At 64.3% G+C, this 17,536-nt stretch carries 13 protein-coding genes; 10 read left to right on the forward strand and 3 right to left on the reverse strand.

The genetic code is table 11. The annotated features are described in order from the left end of the window. Positions 1-41: 41 nt before the first annotated feature. The 4 genes from VN706_07530 to VN706_07545 all read left to right on the forward strand — a co-directional run bounded on the left by VN706_07530 (position 42) and on the right by VN706_07545 (position 6,667). Entirely contained in the window at positions 42-1,841 is a 1,800-nt protein-coding gene (locus tag VN706_07530; GenBank protein HXT15466.1) for an NAD(P)/FAD-dependent oxidoreductase, read from the forward strand. After that, positions 1,838-3,589: a thiamine pyrophosphate-binding protein gene (locus VN706_07535; protein ID HXT15467.1), complete on the forward strand. Its 1,752-nt coding sequence runs from the start codon at positions 1,838-1,840 to the stop codon at positions 3,587-3,589. The genes VN706_07530 and VN706_07535 overlap by 4 nt, the downstream gene beginning before the upstream one ends. 82 nt (positions 3,590-3,671) lie before the next feature. Continuing rightward, complete coding sequence (locus VN706_07540) at positions 3,672-5,843, forward strand: bifunctional (p)ppGpp synthetase/guanosine-3',5'-bis(diphosphate) 3'-pyrophosphohydrolase (GenBank protein HXT15468.1); 2,172 nt, start codon at positions 3,672-3,674, stop codon at positions 5,841-5,843. Positions 5,844-5,851: 8 nt separating this feature from the next. Beyond that, positions 5,852-6,667, forward strand: a complete 816-nt coding sequence (locus VN706_07545) for a methyltransferase domain-containing protein (GenBank protein ID HXT15469.1) — start codon at positions 5,852-5,854, stop codon at positions 6,665-6,667. Here VN706_07545 and VN706_07550 read toward each other — a convergent pair. Genes VN706_07550 through VN706_07560 form a run of 3 tightly spaced genes read right to left on the reverse strand, consistent with a single transcriptional unit; the run spans position 6,594 to position 11,601 of the window. After that, on the reverse strand, positions 6,594-8,324 hold the full coding sequence (locus VN706_07550; protein ID HXT15470.1) for a hypothetical protein: 1,731 nt from the start codon (positions 8,322-8,324) through the stop codon (positions 6,594-6,596). The two genes, VN706_07545 and VN706_07550, sit on opposite strands and share 74 nt — an antisense overlap. Positions 8,325-8,335: 11 nt before the next feature. Next, positions 8,336-9,514: a glycosyltransferase family 9 protein gene (locus VN706_07555; protein HXT15471.1), complete on the reverse strand. Its 1,179-nt coding sequence runs from the start codon at positions 9,512-9,514 to the stop codon at positions 8,336-8,338. Between the two features lie 59 nt (positions 9,515-9,573). Continuing rightward, on the reverse strand, positions 9,574-11,601 hold the full coding sequence (locus tag VN706_07560; protein HXT15472.1) for a glycosyltransferase family 87 protein: 2,028 nt from the start codon (positions 11,599-11,601) through the stop codon (positions 9,574-9,576). 180 nt (positions 11,602-11,781) lie between these two features. Between VN706_07560 and uvrB the strand changes: the two genes are divergently transcribed. The 6 genes from uvrB (at position 11,782) to VN706_07590 (ending at position 17,535) form a co-directional block, all read left to right on the forward strand. Beyond that, a complete protein-coding gene (gene uvrB, locus VN706_07565; protein HXT15473.1) occupies positions 11,782-13,824 on the forward strand; it encodes an excinuclease ABC subunit UvrB in 2,043 nt (680 codons plus the stop codon). Beyond that, complete coding sequence (tsaE, locus tag VN706_07570; protein HXT15474.1) at positions 13,825-14,286, forward strand: tRNA (adenosine(37)-N6)-threonylcarbamoyltransferase complex ATPase subunit type 1 TsaE; 462 nt, start codon at positions 13,825-13,827, stop codon at positions 14,284-14,286. It abuts the gene before it with no gap. 199 nt (positions 14,287-14,485) lie between these two features. Next, on the forward strand, positions 14,486-15,160 hold the full coding sequence (gene tsaB / locus VN706_07575; protein ID HXT15475.1) for a tRNA (adenosine(37)-N6)-threonylcarbamoyltransferase complex dimerization subunit type 1 TsaB: 675 nt from the start codon (positions 14,486-14,488) through the stop codon (positions 15,158-15,160). Next, positions 15,121-15,603 (forward strand): ribosomal protein S18-alanine N-acetyltransferase, encoded by a 483-nt coding sequence (gene rimI / locus VN706_07580; GenBank protein ID HXT15476.1) that lies wholly within the window; start codon positions 15,121-15,123, stop codon positions 15,601-15,603. Before tsaB ends, rimI begins: the two co-directional genes overlap by 40 nt. A gap of 128 nt (positions 15,604-15,731) precedes the next feature. Next, on the forward strand, positions 15,732-16,235 hold the full coding sequence (gene ssb / locus VN706_07585) for a single-stranded DNA-binding protein (protein HXT15477.1): 504 nt from the start codon (positions 15,732-15,734) through the stop codon (positions 16,233-16,235). 157 nt (positions 16,236-16,392) lie between these two features. Continuing rightward, positions 16,393-17,535: a LysM peptidoglycan-binding domain-containing protein gene (locus tag VN706_07590; GenBank protein HXT15478.1), complete on the forward strand. Its 1,143-nt coding sequence runs from the start codon at positions 16,393-16,395 to the stop codon at positions 17,533-17,535. Position 17,536: the final 1 nt, after the last annotated feature.

Consider the following 17,536-nt stretch of genomic DNA (forward strand, 5'->3'; position numbering starts at 1 on the left):
GCGCTTCCTAACAGTCCGACTGATCCGCACTCGGAGCGCACGTGACAACCGATCTCGACGCGATACTCGACCGCCTGGCCCGCGAAGTCCTCATGGTGGACGCCGAGGGCCGGGACCTGACGAAGCAGTACGCCGACGTCCTGCGCGACGGTCTGCCGAAATTAGAAAAATCCAATAAACGAGCGGCCGCGCTCCGGCGTGACGTCATCGTCGTCGGCGCCGGCATCGCCGGGCTCGTGGCCGGCTGGCTGCTCAAGCGCGCCGGCTGCAACGTCACCATCCTCGAGGCCAACGACTCGCGCGTCGGCGGACGCGTGAAGACGTTCCACACAACGCCCGAGGACGGTCCCGCATTCAGCGATCCCGCCCTCTACGCCGAGGCGGGTGCCATGCGCATTCCGACGACGCACCCGCTCGTGAACGCGCTGATCGACCAGCTCGGCCTCGGCAAATTGAAGCAGCCGTTCTACAACGTGGACGTGTCGCCGGACGGCAAGCAGACGTTCGCGGCCTGGATTCGCGTCAACGGCCTCCGCGTCCGGCGCGCCGCGTACAACAACGGCAAGCTGACGCCGGGCGAACGCACACTCGGCTTCCGCGTGCCGGAGCGCTACGCCGAGATGACGGCAAACGCCATTCTCGCGGAAGCGCTGGCCGAGCCGAACTCGTGGATCACGGTCGACAAGACGTTGCCGCCGGACAAGCAACTCGAGCAGCAGATCGCCGGTTGGCGGAAGATCATCGAGCGCTTCGACGGATCCAGCATGCTGGATTATCTGCGGGCCTATTTCACGGGGCAGGGCATCTCCCCGATCGATCAGCAAAGTCTGATCGCCTACCTCGGCACGCTGCAGAATCTCACGTCGCGATTGGCGCTCTCGTTCCTGCACAGCTTCGTCGACACGTTCTACATCAGCTCGAGCGCCAGCTACATCGAGTTGCGGGGCGGCAACTGGCAGCTGCCAGAGGCGTTCGTCGCCGAGCTGGAACGCGAGCTCGTGATGGACGCGCGCGTCGTCGAGATTCAATGGGCGAACGGCGACCACGGCGAGAAAAGCGAGCCGTGCGCGAAGGCGGTGCATCGCGGCAAACCCGGCGTCTACGCGCGCTCCGTGAACGAACCGGTCGTCAAACGCGGCGTCGCGCGCCGGAATCGCACGCGCTTCGAACGCGAGCTCACGGCCGATCACATGATCGTGACGGTTCCGTTCTCGGCGCTGCGCTTCGTTTCGACGTCACCGATGTTCAGCTACGAGAAGCGGCGCGCGATCATCGAGCTGCATTACGATTCGGCGACGAAAGTCCTGCTCGAGTTCAGCGAGCGGTTCTGGGAATGGTCGGAGGAGGAGTGGCACCGGTTTCTCCCCGACGAGTATCGCGGCCATGGCTCGATCGGCGGCGGATCGATCACCGACGCGCCGAACCGATTCATCTACTTCCCAAGCCATCCGACAGGAGACAGCCGCGGCGGCGTCGTGCTCGCGAGCTACACGTGGGCCGACGAGGCGAATCGCTGGGACTCGATTCCGGCCGAGGATCGATACGCAGCCGCGTTGGACGGGCTCGTCGACATGTATGGCGGCGGTATCCGCCGATTCTTCACCGGCGTCGGCCGCACGCAGAGCTGGATGGAGGATTACTACGCCTACGGCGAAGCCGCGGTGTTCACGCCCGGTCAATTGATCGCGCTGCATCCACACATCCCGACGCCCGAAGGCAACGTGCACTTCGCCGGGGAGCACACGTCGCTCAAACATGCGTGGATCGAGGGCGCGATCGAGTCCGGCATTCGCGCGGCGATCGAAGTTCACGAGCGCGTGGCCGCCGGAGCACAGGCATGACGGCCGCGTCGATCACCGTGGCGGCCTACCTCAAGCGACGGCTCGAGGAGCTCGGTCTCGATCGCGTGTTCACGGTTGCGGGCAACTACACCGCGCCGTTTCTCGACACGATTCTCGAAGACAAAAAATCGCCTATCGCCATCACGGGCATGTCGAACGAAATGGTTGCCGGCTACGCTGCCGACGGGTACGGCCGACTGCGTGGGCTGGCATGCGTGGCCGTAACGTACGGTGTCGGTGCGTTCAGTGTCCTGAACGCGGTCGCGGGATCGATGGTCGAAGGCGTTCCCGTCGTCGTCATCAACGGCGCGCCGACGACCAAGCAGCTGCAGAACGAGCGCAACGCGGGCTTGTTGTATTCGCACATGACGACGGACCCGTACAGCAACCTCGACGTTTTTCGGCGTATCACGGTCGAGTCGGTGCGCATCGTCAACGCGCTGGCGGCGCCGGCGCAGATCGACGCGATGCTCACCGCCTGCATCGCCCAGCACACGCCGGTCTACCTCGAGGTACTCGAAGATGTGTGGCGGGCCGAGTGTGCGGCGCCCGCGGGTCCGCTGGCGACGAAGACCGTGACGGTCACGAAGTCGAACGTCGACGCCGCGGTGAAGGCCACGCTTGCAATGATCGCGGCACACGGTACGCCGCTCTTGTGGGTTGGGGTCGAGATTCAGCGCATGCGTCTGCAACAGGAGCTGCTCGAGCTCCTCGACGCCACGGAGCTTCACTATACGACCTCGCTGCTCGGCAAGTCCGTGCTCAAGGAGAATCATCCCCGCTTCCTCGGAGTCTTCGCCCCAAACTCGCCGGATGAGATGAAGAAGCTGGCCGGCGGAGCGGGATGTCTGATCGGACTCGGTGCCTGGACCACCGGTAAGGACGTCAACAATCAGAACATCCACGGTGACAAGGTGGCGCTCGCGGCGCAGCGCGGTGTCGTCGTGGGGCCGCGATATTATCCGAGCGTGCCGCTGCGCGATTTCATTCGCGCGTTTCGTGAAGCGCTGACCGCCCCGAAGACGAAGATCACCGCGTACCAGCCAAAGGCGTTGCCGATGCTTCGCGCGCTGGCGGCGAAGACGCCCACCGGGCTGACGTACGATTCATTCTTCGCGCAGATCGACTCGTGGCTTCGCCCCGAGCACGTCGTCGTGTGCGATGCCGGCTTTCCGCTCATCGGCGCGCAAAATCTGCGCATCGCGGCGCAGGACGGATTCGTCGCCGAAGCGGCCTGGCTATCGATTGGGTATTCGGTTGGCGCGGCGGTGGGCGTGAAATGCGCCAAGCCGAACGAGCGAACGCTCGTGTTCGTCGGCGACGGCGCGTTTCAGGAGACCTGTCAGGGCGTGTCGGCCATGCGTGCCCTGGGTCAGAATACCGTGGTATTCGTGCTCGATAATGGTATTTATGGTATCGAACAGCGGTTAGTGAACCCGAATCCGTTTCGGGCACCGGTCACGAAGTACCAGCCGCCGTTGCTCAACGACATTTATTCGTACAATCACATGCACCCGTGGGCGTACGAACGGTTGGCCGACGTCTTCGGCGGACAGGGCAGGACGGCGAAGAACGTCGAGGAGTTGCGCGCCGTGCTAAAGGAGATCGATGAGAAGCCGGCCGAGCTGTTCCTCGTGCACGTGACGCTGCCGGCGACGGATACGCCCGCCGCGGTGAAGCCTGGCTTGCGTGCGCCCGGAGAGGATGAGACGCTGCATCCCAACTGGCCGCCCGCCAACATCTTCTGATTGACGCCGTGGTGGACCGGACGTTGTGCCGAGCGGTATCATTAGGAATGGGACTCGTGGGCAGAAAACGCGGGAACACGTCGTGACGGCCGCGGCGGACCGCGAGCTGATTCCAGGTTGGCGCGAGGACGAGCTTCCGCTACACGAGAAGCTCGACCGTGAGATGCTCGTGCGCGCCTACCGGTTCAGCGAGATCGCGCATCGCGGCCAGGTCCGCAACTCGGGCGATCCGTACATCACGCACTCGGTCGAGGTCGCGAAGATCCTGGCCGAGCTGCAGCTGGATACGGTGACCGTCGCGGCGGGCATTCTGCACGACGTCATCGAGGACACCGACGTCACCCTGCGCGACGTCGAGGAGGAATTCGGCAAGCAGATCGCCGAGATCGTCGACGGGCTGACGAAGATCGCGAAGCTGCCGAGCGGCGGGTCGACGCAGGAGCGGCAGGTCGAGAGCTACCGGAAGCTCCTCTTGTCGATCGCGAAGGACGCGCGGGTGATCATCGTCAAGCTCGCCGACCGGCTGCACAACATGCGGACGCTCGACTATCTGCCGCCCGAGAAGCGAAAGCGGATCGCGCAAGAGACGCGCGACCTCTACGCGCCGCTGGCGCACCGCTTCGGTATGGCGAAGCTGCGTTGGGAGCTCGAGGATCTCGCTTTTAAACATCTTGAATCAGAAGAATATAAAGCTCTCGCCAAGAAGGTGTCGCAGAAGCGCGCCGAGCGCGAGGCGCTGATCAAGCAGATGGCCGACCCGCTCATCGAGCGGCTGGGCAAGGCGGGCATTCGCGCCGTGGACGTGAGCGGGCGCCCCAAGCACCTGTGGTCGATCTACAAGAAGATGAAGCAGCGCGAGAAGCCGTACGAGGAGATCTACGACCTGCTCGCCATTCGCGTGATGGTCGACACCGTGCCCGATTGCTATCACGCGCTGGGCATCATTCACGACGGCTGGACGCCGGTGCAGGAGCGCATCAAGGACTATATCGCGCAGCCCAAGTCGAACGGCTATCAGTCACTGCACACGACGGTGTTCGGGCCGGGCAAGCAGCTGTACGAAGTGCAAATCCGCACGCGCGACATGCACCGCACCGCGGACTACGGCATCGCGGCGCACTGGCGCTATAAGGAAGATGTGAAGTCCGACGAGCTCGATCGCCATCTGTCGTGGTTCCGGCAGGTGCTCGAGCTCCAGATGGACGCGAAGACGCCGGACGAGTTTTTAGAGTTCTTGAAACTCGACCTGTATCAGGACGAGATCTTCGTCTTCACGCCCACGGGCGACGTCATTCAGTTGCCGAAGGGCGCGACACCGATCGACTTCGCGTTCGCGGTGCACACGGAAATCGGGCTTCACTGCGCGGGCGCGCGTATCAACGGCCGCATCGCCCCGCTGTCACGCCCCCTGCGCAACTCGGAGACGGTCGAGGTCATCACCTCGCAGACGGCGAAACCGACGCGCGACTGGCTGGCGCACGTTCGCACGGGCCGCGCGCGCCACAAGATCCGCCAGGTCTTGAAGCGTGAGGCGCAGTCGTCGGCCGAGAAGCTCGGTCAGGAAATTCTGGATCGTGAGATCAAGCGCCGTCGCTTGAGCAAGCTCGACGACGACGAGCTGGATCGCGCCGCGAAGGAATTGAGCCTGATGGACGGCACGCATCTGCTCGCGTCGATCGGGCAGGGCGACGTCAACATCACGCTCGCGCTCAAGCACATCTACCCGGACGCCGTGGACACGGAGCCGGCGAAGCAGAACGTCTTCGAGCGCTTCGTCGATCGCGTCACACGTACGTCGAAGGGCGTGCGCATTCAGGGCGTCGACGGCTTGATGGTGCGCTACGCGCAGTGTTGCCAGCCGGTGCCGGGCGATCCCGTGGTTGGATACGTCACGCGCGGGCGCGGCGTGTCGATTCATCGCGCGGATTGTCCAAACTTGTTATTGCTTGCGCACGAGCCGGAGCGCCGGCTCGAGATCGATTGGCAAGAGGCGCAAGGTGAGCGGTTCCTCGTGCGGTTGGCGCTCGAGGGAAACGACCGGCGCGGACTCTATGCCGACGTCGCGGCCGCGGTGAGCTCGACCGGCACCGACATCAAGAGCATGGATCTCAAGAGCGTCGATGGGCGGACGTCGGGGTCGATTCTCGTCGAGGTCGAGAATCTCGTGCATCTCGAGAAGATCATGCGCGCGACGCGGCGGGTGAAGGGGATTACGGATGTGGCGCGGCGGGAGCGGTTGACGGCGGACGCGTGAGCCGCGCGATGGCGATTCCCGATCTGCTCTGCGAGCACCCGCGAAACACGATTCGTCGATCGGCCTGGCGCGCCGAATGCGGCGTCTGCGGCTCGTACTGGGACCTGGACTCGCTTGCCTCGCGCGTCGTTTACGACGAATCGTACCCTGAACACCGCGGCCACTTCGACCCTCGTGTCGGCGCACTCAAGGTCAAGACGCTTCGCCATTGGCTCGACAAGACACGCATTCAACTCGACGGACTCAGCGTCTGCGAGGTCGGCTTCGGCGGCGGCACATGTCTGCCGTTCCTCGCCGGGCGTGCCGCGCACGTCATCGGCCTCGAGGTCAATCAGACGGCGATTGACCGTGTCCGCGCGACCGGCGTGCGTGCCGAACTGCTTCTCGTCGATCCGCTGCCGACGCCATCACGCCCCGTCGATCTCTGGCTGTTTCAGGACAGCTTCGAGCACATTCCGAATCCGACTCCATTCGTCGAATGGATGAACGCGCACTCGGCGCCTGATGCGACAATCCTCATGGTTCTTCCACGCGGCGACTCCCTGTCTCGCCGCATGCTCGGCCGACTCTGGCCGCACAAGCTGCCGGATCACGAGTTCGTCTGGTCGCGGGCCGGCGCCATCGAGTTCCTCGGCCGCCACGGCTGGACGTGGGCCTCGGAATTCTTCCCGCTCAAATACGCCTCGCCCGAAATGGTGCTCGCGCACGGACTGCACAAGCTCGGGGTCGGGAAATCGCTGGCGCGCGCGCTCAGCGGAGCGCGCGTGGCATTTCCGCTGAACTTTGGCGAGATGGGCTTGGTGCTGCGCCGCGCGGCGCCTTGATCCGCCACAACACGTAGGCGCTGTCCTCGTAGAGCTTCTGCCCGCCGACATCGGCCACCGTGGCGGCCAACAGCGAGTCCTGCGTCGTGATGAACGCATCGATGGCGCCGCGATACTTCTCCGGATCCGCCCACGCCTGCCAGTAGCCGTTGTGCGCGAGCAGGTAGTAGAAGCTCTTGTCGAACAGCTCGTCGGCGAGATGCTTGTGCTGCACGAAGATCGCGCCGCTGGGCGGCGCTACGCGGGGCCGGCTGGGATCGGAGTAGTACTCGAGCGCCGGCTTCATGCGCGGCGGCGCATTGAGGATCAAGTCGACGGTGGGGTGGCTAAAATAGTACGAATAAAAGAAGTCGAACAAGTGGTTGGTCAGAATGTACTGACCGGGCTCCGACACCGAATCGAGCTGGGCCTTGAGCGTCGCGATCTCGTGATCGTCGAAATACGCCTTCTTGAACGTCAGGTCTTCAATTAGCGAATTGGCGAACAGCGCCGCGAGAAGCGCGCTCGCGATCCATCTGGACCAGCGATGCTCGAGCCGCAGAACGATCACGATGACCGCCGCGCACGCGACGGCGTAGAACGGGAGCGCGAGCAGTGTCGGGTAATACTGTGAGATCCACAACTCGGCAAACAGCGTGAGGAAGGGGAGCGCGGCGAGCATCAGCCACAACGGATTCGGGATCTTCGCTCGCAAGGCCGGCACTTGCTCGCCCCAACGCTTCCGAATCATCGGTGCAAACGCCCAGAACGCGGCGACCGGGAAGAGCAGCAGCGAAAACTCGCGATCCACGCGGCCGTACAACGTCGGCAAAATCCCCCGCGCGATGTCGATGTGCATGCTCGGATTCTTCGACCGCTCGAGCGCCTGGAACCGCAGATCAGCGAGGAACGGACCCCAACCGCCGAGGACCCAGGCGTTCGTCGCGAACTTGCACGCCATCGCGACGACGGCGAATGCGGCGAGGCTCGCGAGCACCTTCACGGCGCTGAGCGAGACGCCGCCAAGCTCCTTCACCGTGACGAGCGCCAGCAACAACGGCGCGAAGAACCAGAAGTCGTACGACGCGAAGAATGCGAAGAACAAGAACACGCCCGACGCCGCGAAGAATCTCCGCTTGGGCGCATCACTCAGGTAGCGCATCAGGAAGTACACGCTGCCGAACCCGAAGAACGCGCCGTATGGTGCGTGATGCAGGTAGTCGGCGTGTTGGATCCACATCGGATTCACCACCCACAAGCCGAGCGCGATCTGCGCGACCTGGCGCGTCCAGTAGTGGCGAATGAGCGCGTACACGAAAAACAACGCCGCGAATGAGAAGGCAAGCGCCACGAACCGGAACTGCACGAGACTCGAGAAGCCGAACACCACGCGCTCGACGCCGTTCATCAAGTCGGGCAGTTGCGGGTAGTGCGTGTAGATCTTCGACGGATCGGCCGCCGACATCAACGCCGGATCGAGCAGGTGCGGCGTCAACCGCAATTTCAGAAATCCGTATTTCTGAAAGTTGCGCCCCGCCGTCATCACGTTGTAATCGGAGCCCGAGTCGCCCCAGTTCAACCGCGGCGGATCGAACGCGTGGACGACGCAATACACGAGCACCAGCGCGACGCACACGAAACCCAAGTTGCGCCACAACCAAGAGCCGAATGATTTCATGTTGCTGGGAGTCACGAAACCTTGGTGCGCCGCTTGGGATACGCGATCGGCGTCCAATCCGGCGCCGTGACCCCGGGCTCGAACAATCCCTTGATGCACCGATTGTCGCCGCCGCACGGCGGCTCTTCACTCGTGTGCACGCACGGCGAGCACGCGATCTTCTGATAATGCGTCGTCTCGTCCACGACCCAGTCGTTGCGCAGGCGCGTCGCCGGATCGGTCGGCCCCCAGTAGGAGATCGAGCGAAGGCTTGCGATCCGTCCGATATGAAGGAGACTCGAATCGATGCCCCAGAATTCGCCGCACGCGAGCAGCTCGCGCACCGAATCGCGCAGCGACAGCTCGCCGCAGCGATTTACGATGTCGAGCTGCGGAAAAACTCGTCTCAGCTCGGCGACGATTGCCTCGCCGTCGGCGCGATCCGACGGTCCGCCGAGCAACACGAATCTCTGATGCTCGGCACGCACATGCTCGCGAAATGCTTTCGCCCATTCAGCCGGCGTGAGCATTCGCTCTCGCCCGAGCTCCGAGCAGGCAAACCCGATCGCGACGCGATCGCTCGCGCGCGCGGGCATTTCACCCAGCCCGATCGCGTTCAGCAACGAATCGCGGCATTCCGCGTGGCTCGCCACCGGAACGCCGAACAGATCGGCGATGCGATCATAGAAGTGGAAACTTCCCGACGAGCGATTGAAGAAGATCAGGTGCGACGCGAGTCCCTTCCGCCAGAAGATGTCCTCGAGCCAGAAGCTCACGCGGTTCCGCGCCATGGTGAGCGTCGTGAACACGGTGGTCAGACGGCTGTGCACCTCGAGATCGATGATGCAATCGGCACGCATCGTCCGGAACAGCGCGACCGTTGCGGTCCACAGCATCCGGAGGACACCGCGATTGTTCACAATGCGATACTCGTCGAACACGCCCGTCAATTCGGCGAACGGCTTCACGCTCGGCGTCGTGATCAGCACCATGCGCGTGTTCGGATGAGTTCGGCGAAAGCCAAGCAGCGCGGGCATCGCCAGTAGCAGGCTGCCGCCGCCCAGCATCTTCATCCACACGACTTCCTTGCCGACGCGAAGCTGGTGGTCGCGGCGCAACACGACGCCGAGCAGCATGGCCGTCGGACGCAGCAGGGCAATGCCCAGCCGCCCCACGTAGTTGTCGACCGTCCGCTGCGTCTGCACGCGCATACGAGATAGACGCGTTCCTGCCGCCGTTCGTCATTCCGAGCGACGCGGGACTGACAGCCTTACCGCTTCTCGAGCCGCTCGACGAGATTATTGAGCCACAGCGTATTTGTGGAATCGACCGCGCGTGCCGATACTCGCAACCTCGTCGGGACGTAGTTTGCGCCTGGAAGCAGGCCCATCGTTTCGAAGAACAGCCGCGGCTGCTGCCCCTGACGCATCACGAGCGGGAAGCGGATGTGATGCACGAATGGGTTGAGGGAGATCGGCAGCCAACTCACCGCGCCCTGAATTCCCACGAGATACCGCGGACTCTGGCCGACGACGGGAATCCAGTGGAGCGGATTCTTCGTGTCGTAGTCGATGTCGACCTCGAGCAGCATCACCGGAGCGACATACTCGGGCGGTATGGGCGGCAGCGCGACGCCCGCCATCCCCGCCGGGACGTTCATCTCGGCAAACGCGTGCGGCTCGGGCCCCGGCGCCGCGCGGCGCGACCAGAATAACGACCACGACGTCTTTCCCGCGACGACGTACGATCGCAGCAGCTCGTCGTAAAACGGCCAGTCATTGTTCTCGAGCCACGGCTCGTATTGCGCATACGTCGGCAGCACCGTCTGCGCCAATGGCGGGCGCAGCGTGCGAAACTGCGAGACGTATCGCGCGCGCCCCTCGGTGCCGAGCGCGTGGATGATGTAGTCGGTCGACGGGTTGAAGATGCCGTTTTGCGCCTCGAGCCACCCGGCGTACGTCGACCACAGCATCGGCGTCTCGCCGCGTGGGCCGCGATGACCGTCGATGATGCGCTGGCCCTCCTTCAAATCGTTCGGCCATTCCGCCTCGGCTCGAAAATGAGCGTTTCCAAATAGATATTCTGTGATGATACTTGGGAACGAGCTGGCCAGCGACACCTGGAGCAGCGGCGACATGGCGATGCTCCAGATTGTGGCCGCCGCGGTCACGATCGCGACGGGCCTCGGCACGCCAAGCCAGGGCCGGCGCGACTGCCGCTCGTCGGCGGACCTCGTGCGCTCGTACAGCTCGATCGAGAGCAAAATGAGAATGGCGCGCCAGCAGGGCTGCACGTACACCTGCACGAACACGCCGAGCAGCGACGCACAAGACACCAGCCCGTACACCGCGAGCAGCGCGAACGAAAAACGCCGCTGGTCGGCGGCGCCGCTCGGCGAGCGCCAGAGTCGAGTGAGATAAAAAATTGTCAGGGCGACGCCGAGCAGCAGCGCGAGCCCAATGTGCCACACGCGAACGACCATCGAGAACGCCGTGCGCCATGAGCTCAGGAACACATTCGGCGGTGCACCGAAGAACCAGTACTGGTCGGCGGGCACGGTCGAGAAGTTGTAACGCAGCGCCCCGCGCATGCCCCCGAAGCCCGCGACGGCGACGAGGCATATGATCAAAATGAGCACAGACAGGCCGATCGTCGCGGCGGATTCACCGAGCTGCGCGCGCCAGTCGCGGCGGCGGGCAATCGCGACGGCGCTCACGATTCCGTATGACAGGATCGCCGCCAGGCCTTGCTCGGTGCTGATGAACAGCGCCAGCCCGATCGTGACTCCGGCCACGAGCGCCCGCTGCGTCCTTGTGCGCGCCAGCAACAGAGACGCGGGCAGCAGCGTGGGCAGCGCCGAGCGAATGCCGAGCATTCCGTTGACGGCGAATGCGAGCGCGAAAAACGAAGCCGAGAACCCGGAGATGAACGACACCGCGAGCGCGAGCGCCGTGAGGCACCAAGCCGTCCGCCAGTTCCCCGTGAGAATGCGGAACGCGGCGAGATAGACGATCGGGTATGCGAGCGCCGCTCCAAGCTCGCGCGCGAGCTCGGAGCCTTCGAGCCCGCCGCCAAACAGGCGATAGAACGGATAGTAGAGGTACGCCGAGCCGAGCCCGTGAAAGAACTGGAAGTCGATGCCGGGCCGAAATCCGGCCTGGATGCGGCGCATCGCGTTGTACAACTGGAAGGGGCCGTCGATCGGAACACCGCGGAAGTCCATCGCGGTGTAGAACGCCACGGCGAACAGCGCGATCGTGAACAGCGCACTCGCGACCGCCCACACCGTCACACCCACCCAACGACGCTCGCCGGCCTGCGTTGCGTGGGTCTCCAGCGCCGTTTCCAGTTCGTTGCCCAGCGGATACTCCGGGAAAAAAGGACCCGAATAAAACCCGAGACGGTGTTATATTATTACCTGATCGTCCCTCGCTTCAGCGCTTCGCGCCTCCGCTCGGGCTTCTGCATTCACACGTCTATGCCGCGCGCCGAATTCGATCTCCAAGCGCCTTTCCAACCCGCCGGCGACCAGCCCAAGGCGATCGCCGAGCTGTCGGCCGGCCTCGAACGCGGCGACCGATTCCAAACCCTGCTCGGCGTCACCGGCTCGGGCAAGACGATGACGATGGCCAACGTCATCAAGGCACACGGGAAGCCGACGCTCGTCCTGTCGCACAACAAGACGCTCGCGGCGCAGCTCTACGGCGAAATCAAGAGCTTCTTCCCGCACAACGCGGTCGAGTACTTCATCTCGTACTACGACTACTATCAACCCGAAGCGTACGTCCCCACGACCGACACGTACATCGAGAAAGATGCGTCGATCAACGAGGACATCGATCGGCTACGGCTGCGCGCGACGTCCAGCCTCATGGAGCGCGATGACGTCATCATCGTCGCCACCGTGTCGGCAATTTATGGCTTGGGCGACCCGGTTTCCTATAGGGAGCAGATGGTCACGCTCCTCAAGGGGCAGACGATCGAGCGCGACGACATTCTGCGCGCGCTGGTGAAGATCCAGTACAACCGCAACGACGTCGCATTCGAGCGCGGCACGTTCCGCGTGCGCGGCGACACGGTCGAGATCTTTCCGGCATACGAGGAGCAGGGCGTTCGCGTCGAGATGTGGGGCAACGAGATCGAGCGCATCTCCAAGATCAACGTGCTCACGGGCGAAACGATCGCGACGCTCGAGCGCGCGGCGGTGTATCCCGCGAAGCACTTCGTCACCCAGCGGCCGACGCTCGAGCGCGCGGTGAAGATCATTCGCGTCGAGCTCGAGGAACGACTGGCGGAGCTGCGCAATGCGGGAAAGTTGCTCGAGGCGCAGCGCCTGGAGTCGCGCACGAACTTCGACATCGAGATGATGCTCGAGATCGGCACCTGTGCGGGCATCGAGAACTACTCGCGCCATCTCTCCGGACGTTCGGCCGGCGAACGCCCGGCGTGCCTGTTCGACTATTTCCCGGAAGACTTCCTCGTCGTGGTCGACGAGTCGCACGTGACGCTGCCGCAGATCGGCGGAATGTTCAATGGCGATCGCGCGCGCAAGCTGACGCTCGTCGAATACGGGTTCCGGCTGCCCAGCGCGCTGGACAATCGTCCGTTGATGTTCGATGAATTTTTGGCGCTGACGCCGAAGGCGGTTTTCGTTTCAGCGACTCCCGCCGAGTTGGAGTTGCGGCTCTCCGAGGGCGTCGTCGTCGAGCAGATCATCCGGCCGACGGGCCTCGTCGATCCCGAGATCGAGATTCGCCCCGTCCGCGGCCAGGTCGACGATCTGCTGAACGAAATTAGAATTAGAGAACGCAAAGGCGAGCGGGTGCTCGTCACGACGCTCACCAAGCGCATGGCCGAGGACCTCACGGACTATCTCCAGCAGGTCGGGGTCCGCGTGCGCTACATGCACTCCGACATCGACGCCATCGAGCGCATGGAGATCGTGCGGGGCCTCCGGCTCGGTGAATTCGACGTGCTCGTCGGCATCAACCTGCTGCGCGAAGGTCTCGACCTGCCCGAAGTGTCGCTGGTCGCCATTCTCGATGCCGATCAAGAGGGCTTCCTGCGCAGCGATCGCTCGCTCATTCAGACCGTGGGCCGCGCGGCCCGCCACGTGAGCGGCCGCGCGATCTTCTACGCGGATCGGATGACCGGATCGATGCAACGTTGCATCGAGGAGACAGCCCGGCGCCGCGAGACGCAGCGAGCCTTCAACGAAGCGAACAACATCACGCCCGTGAGCGTCAACAAGAGCGTCGATCAGGTGCGATTCATCACCCGGGTGGCCGACGCTCGCGCCGAGAAAGAAGGTCGAAAAGTTGCCGAACCGGCGCGCGGGTACGCGGTCATGGAGATGGCGTCGCTCGAGAAGATGCTCGAGGAGCAGATGCGCGAAGCCGCGGCGGCGATGGACTTCGAGCTCGCGGCGCAGCTGCGCGATCAGCTGTTCGAGGTTCGTGCCCGCAAGGATTCAGCGGGCGGAGCGAAGTCGAAGGCCGCCGCCGGCGGACGCGGTCGATAAATGTTGCACGATTCCATCATTCCGCCGCTGGCGGGGCACGGACGGTTGGCGTGCACGGAGGCCGAGCTGATTGCGTGGGGCGAACGTTTCGGTCGCGCGGCGTCGGCGCCGCTCGTCGTCACGATCACCGGCGACCTGGGCACCGGCAAGACGACGCTCGCGCAGGCGATCTGTCGCGGGTACGGCGTTACCGAAGAGGTGACCAGTCCAACGTATGCGTTGGTGCATCGGTATGCGTCGTCACGGTCGACTGTCTACCATCTCGATCTCTATCGCCTGAAGTCGCCGGCCGAGCTCACGAACATCGGGTGGGATGAGGTTGTCGGCAGTCCTGCGCTGGTGTTGATCGAATGGCCGGAGCGGGCGGCGGAGCAGATTCCGCACGTGCACGTGCCGATCAGTTTGCAGCATTTGCCGGAGGATCCACAGCGGCGGCTGTTGTATGCGGGGGGGCATGTCTGACTGCACCGCGACAGTGGTCATCCCGAGCGGAGGGGCGCAGCGCCGGAGTCGAGCGACCCCCGTCCCGACGGAGGAGCAATATGCAGCGCTCCGCTGAGAAGGGGGTCCCTCGACTCCCCTTCGCTGCGCTCAGGGTCGCTCGGGATGACAACAGGGGTGACGCGCCGCGCGCCTCCGCTCGGGATGACAAGTGGCGGCAATGCTAACCCTCGCCCTCGACGCCTCGACCTACGCCGGCGACGTCGCCCTTCTCGACGACACGCGTCTCGTCGCCGAGGAAAGCGTCGCGATGAAGGATGCCGCACACGAGCGCTTGATGCCCGCCGTCGCGCTCGTGCTCGAGCGCGCCGGCCAGTCGATCGCCGATGTCGATCGCATCGTCTGCGGGGCGGGCCCGGGCAGCTTCACGAGTCTGCGGATCGCCGGCGGGATTGCGAAGGGGTTGGCGACCGGCGCCTCGAAGCCGCTGTTCTCCGTGCCGTCGATGGCGCTCACTGTCGGCGGCGCGAGTCTCGACGTCGGGAGATATCTCGTGGCAGTCGACGCGTTGCGCGGCGAGTTTTATGTGGGGTTGTATCACGTCAGCGCGGCGAGCGACGTCATCGAGCTCGAACGCGCACGACTCGTTGCAGCCGATGACGTTTCAGGGATCGCCCACGAATTCGACGCGCGTGTCGTGAGTCCGAGCTCGCTGCCTGATTTGCCCGATGCGATCGTCGCGCATCCCAAGGCGCGTGCCGTCGCGCGGTTGGGCGCATGGCTCGACGCAACCGGTCCTGTCGACGTTGCAACCTGGGAACCGGCGTATGGACGATTGGCCGAGGCGCAGGTGAAATGGGAATCGACGCACGGGCGGCCGCTGCCGACGGAATGACGGTCACGATTGGCGCCGCGGGGCACGACGACATTCCGTCGGTCGTGGCGATCGAGCGCGCCGCGTTCAGCGATCCGTGGTCGGCGCAATCGTTTCGCGAGGCGCTGGAGCACAACGCGGTCTACTTCGCGTGCGCTCGGCGTGACGGGGTAGGAGTCGTGGGTTATGTTGTGGCGTGGTTCGTGGCCGACGAAGGCGAGATCGCGAACGTCGCCGTCGCGCCGGACGGGTGGGGCAGTGGGATCGGGCGCGCGTTGCTCGATGCGGCGCTCGAGGAAGCGGAACGCCGGCACGTTGCCGCGGTGTTCCTGGAGGTGCGGGACTCCAACGAGCGCGCGCGCAGGCTGTATGCGTCGCGCGGATTCGAGGAGGTGGGACGACGGCGCGGCTATTATCGCCGCCCGGTCGAGGATGCCATCGTGCTACGGCGAGCGTTGTCTTGAGCAGCCTTACGCATTGGATGAGTCGTGCAACACAACACGTTGCCAGGCAATGAATTGATTGCGCGGCAACACGGACTGGATCATACCGTCAGCGGCGAGGCAGTGAACTCTCTCGCCAGGAGGAATCAGTGAGCCGTAGCTTGAACAAAGTCACGTTGATCGGAAACCTCGGGAACGATCCCGAGGTGCGTTCGACGACCGGTGGAAACCGTGTCGCGACGTTCTCGCTCGCCACGAGCCGTTCGTGGAACGATGCGTCGGGACAGAAGCAGGAAAAGACGGAATGGCATCGCTGCGTGGTGTGGAACACGAAGGGCTCCACGCTCGCCGACGTCGTCGAGAAGTACGTGAAGAAGGGTGACAAGCTGTACGTCGAAGGCCGGATCGAGTATCGCCAATGGCAGGACAAGGACGGCCAGACGCGCTACTCCACCGAGATCAACGTGCGCGAGCTCATCATGCTCGGCGGCGCGGGCGGTGGTCGCGCGGGTGGTGACTTCGGCGGCGAGAGTGCGCCGCGACGCAGTGCCGCACCCGCCGGTGCAACGAAGGCGAAGGCCGCGGCGGGCTCGGATGATTTCGAGGACTTTCCCGGGGCGCTGAACGACGAAGACGACGATTTGCCGTTCTGACGTCGGCCAATCGATTGTTCGATGGAAATGACGGTGGTTGTGACGCGAGTCACACCATCGTCATTTCGTTTGTGTAAATCCGGTTGCGACTGGCGATTACCGAATTACCGACGAGATCGTCAATTTCTCAATGAAGATCCCGTCCGGAGTTCTCCCCATGTCTGTGCGGTCCATCCGCTACCGCTCACTCGCGTCACTCGCGCTGGCCATCGCCGCATCGGCCGTCACGGTCTACGCTCCCGCGCTCGTCGCGCAACAGCCGACGGCTCCTTCGCCGGCACGTCCCGCGACACACACCGTCAAACGAGGCGACACACTCTGGGACATCGCCAAGCTCTATCTCGGCGACCCATTCCTGTGGCCCGACATCTACCGGCTCAACACCGATCAGATCGAGGACCCGCATTGGATCTATCCCGGCGAAGTCCTGAAGCTTCCGGGCGAAGCACCTAAGGTTGTCGCGGTCAGGCCCGTTGAACCGCCGGCCGCTCCAGCACCCACGCCTGTTCCGGCACGTCCAACGCCGGCGCCGCCGCCGCAGATCGTCGCCGCTGTTCCGGCGCCCGACACCACGCCCATCGAACACCCACCGGCGCCCGTGCCGACGGTTCGCTCGGGCGAGTACATCGCCGCGCCGTGGGTCGATCGTCGGGGCGGCCCGCGCGGCTCGGGCACCGTGATGGGATCGGCCGATCTGCCGGGCATCGCGTCGGCGGATCATTCGCGCTTGAACCTCTACGATCAAGTGCTCGTGGCGCCGCCCGCTGGTGCCGTCGCGCCGGAGCATGAGCGTTATCTCACGTACTCCTTTGGTCCGCTGCTCGAAGACTTGGGACAAGTCATCATCCCAACGGGTATCATCGAGATCACTCGCTCGGCGCGAAATGGCGAAGCGGCGATTGGTCGCGTGGTGAAGCTCTTCAACGAAATGTTGGAAGGGCAGCAGCTCATCGCGCTCGACAGCGCCGCGGCGATCGGGTTCGAAAAACCGCGCGCGGTGGCGAACGGGAAAATGGGCCGGGTTCGCTGGGTCTACGGCTCGCCCGTGCTGGCCAGCGTGCAGAGCTACGTCCTGTTCGACATTCGCCAGCCGAACGTGCGTACGGGCGATCAGATCGATCTGATCGCGCCGCGCCAAGGGCCGGCCGACGGCCGCGACCTGGCGATTCCCGAGCAGCACATCGCGCGCGCCCAGATCCTTCGCGTGACGCCGTACGGCGCGAGCGCGATCCTGCTCGACCAGGACCAGCCGAAGATCGAGGAAGGAACCACCGTTCGCGTGGCGGCGAAGATCCCGTAAG

The organism is Gemmatimonadaceae bacterium, assembly GCA_035606695.1.
Lineage (GTDB): Bacteria > Gemmatimonadota > Gemmatimonadetes > Gemmatimonadales > Gemmatimonadaceae > JAQBQB01.

Bases quoted from the DNA above. Each gene is read 5' to 3' on its own strand.
- VN706_07535 (HXT15467.1), top strand. From the start codon at position 1,838: ATGACGGCCGCGTCGATCACCGTGGCGGCCTACCTCAAGCGACGGCTC.
- VN706_07545 (HXT15469.1), top strand. From the start codon at position 5,852: ATGGCGATTCCCGATCTGCTCTGCGAGCACCCGCGAAACACGATTCGT.
- VN706_07550 (HXT15470.1), bottom strand. From the start codon at position 8,324: ATGAAATCATTCGGCTCTTGGTTGTGGCGCAACTTGGGTTTCGTGTGC.
- VN706_07555 (HXT15471.1), bottom strand. From the start codon at position 9,514: ATGCGCGTGCAGACGCAGCGGACGGTCGACAACTACGTGGGGCGGCTG.
- uvrB (HXT15473.1), top strand. From the start codon at position 11,782: ATGCCGCGCGCCGAATTCGATCTCCAAGCGCCTTTCCAACCCGCCGGC.
- tsaE (HXT15474.1), top strand. From the start codon at position 13,825: ATGTTGCACGATTCCATCATTCCGCCGCTGGCGGGGCACGGACGGTTG.
- tsaB (HXT15475.1), top strand. From the start codon at position 14,486: ATGCTAACCCTCGCCCTCGACGCCTCGACCTACGCCGGCGACGTCGCC.
- rimI (HXT15476.1), top strand. From the start codon at position 15,121: ATGGGAATCGACGCACGGGCGGCCGCTGCCGACGGAATGACGGTCACG.
- VN706_07590 (HXT15478.1), top strand. From the start codon at position 16,393: ATGTCTGTGCGGTCCATCCGCTACCGCTCACTCGCGTCACTCGCGCTG.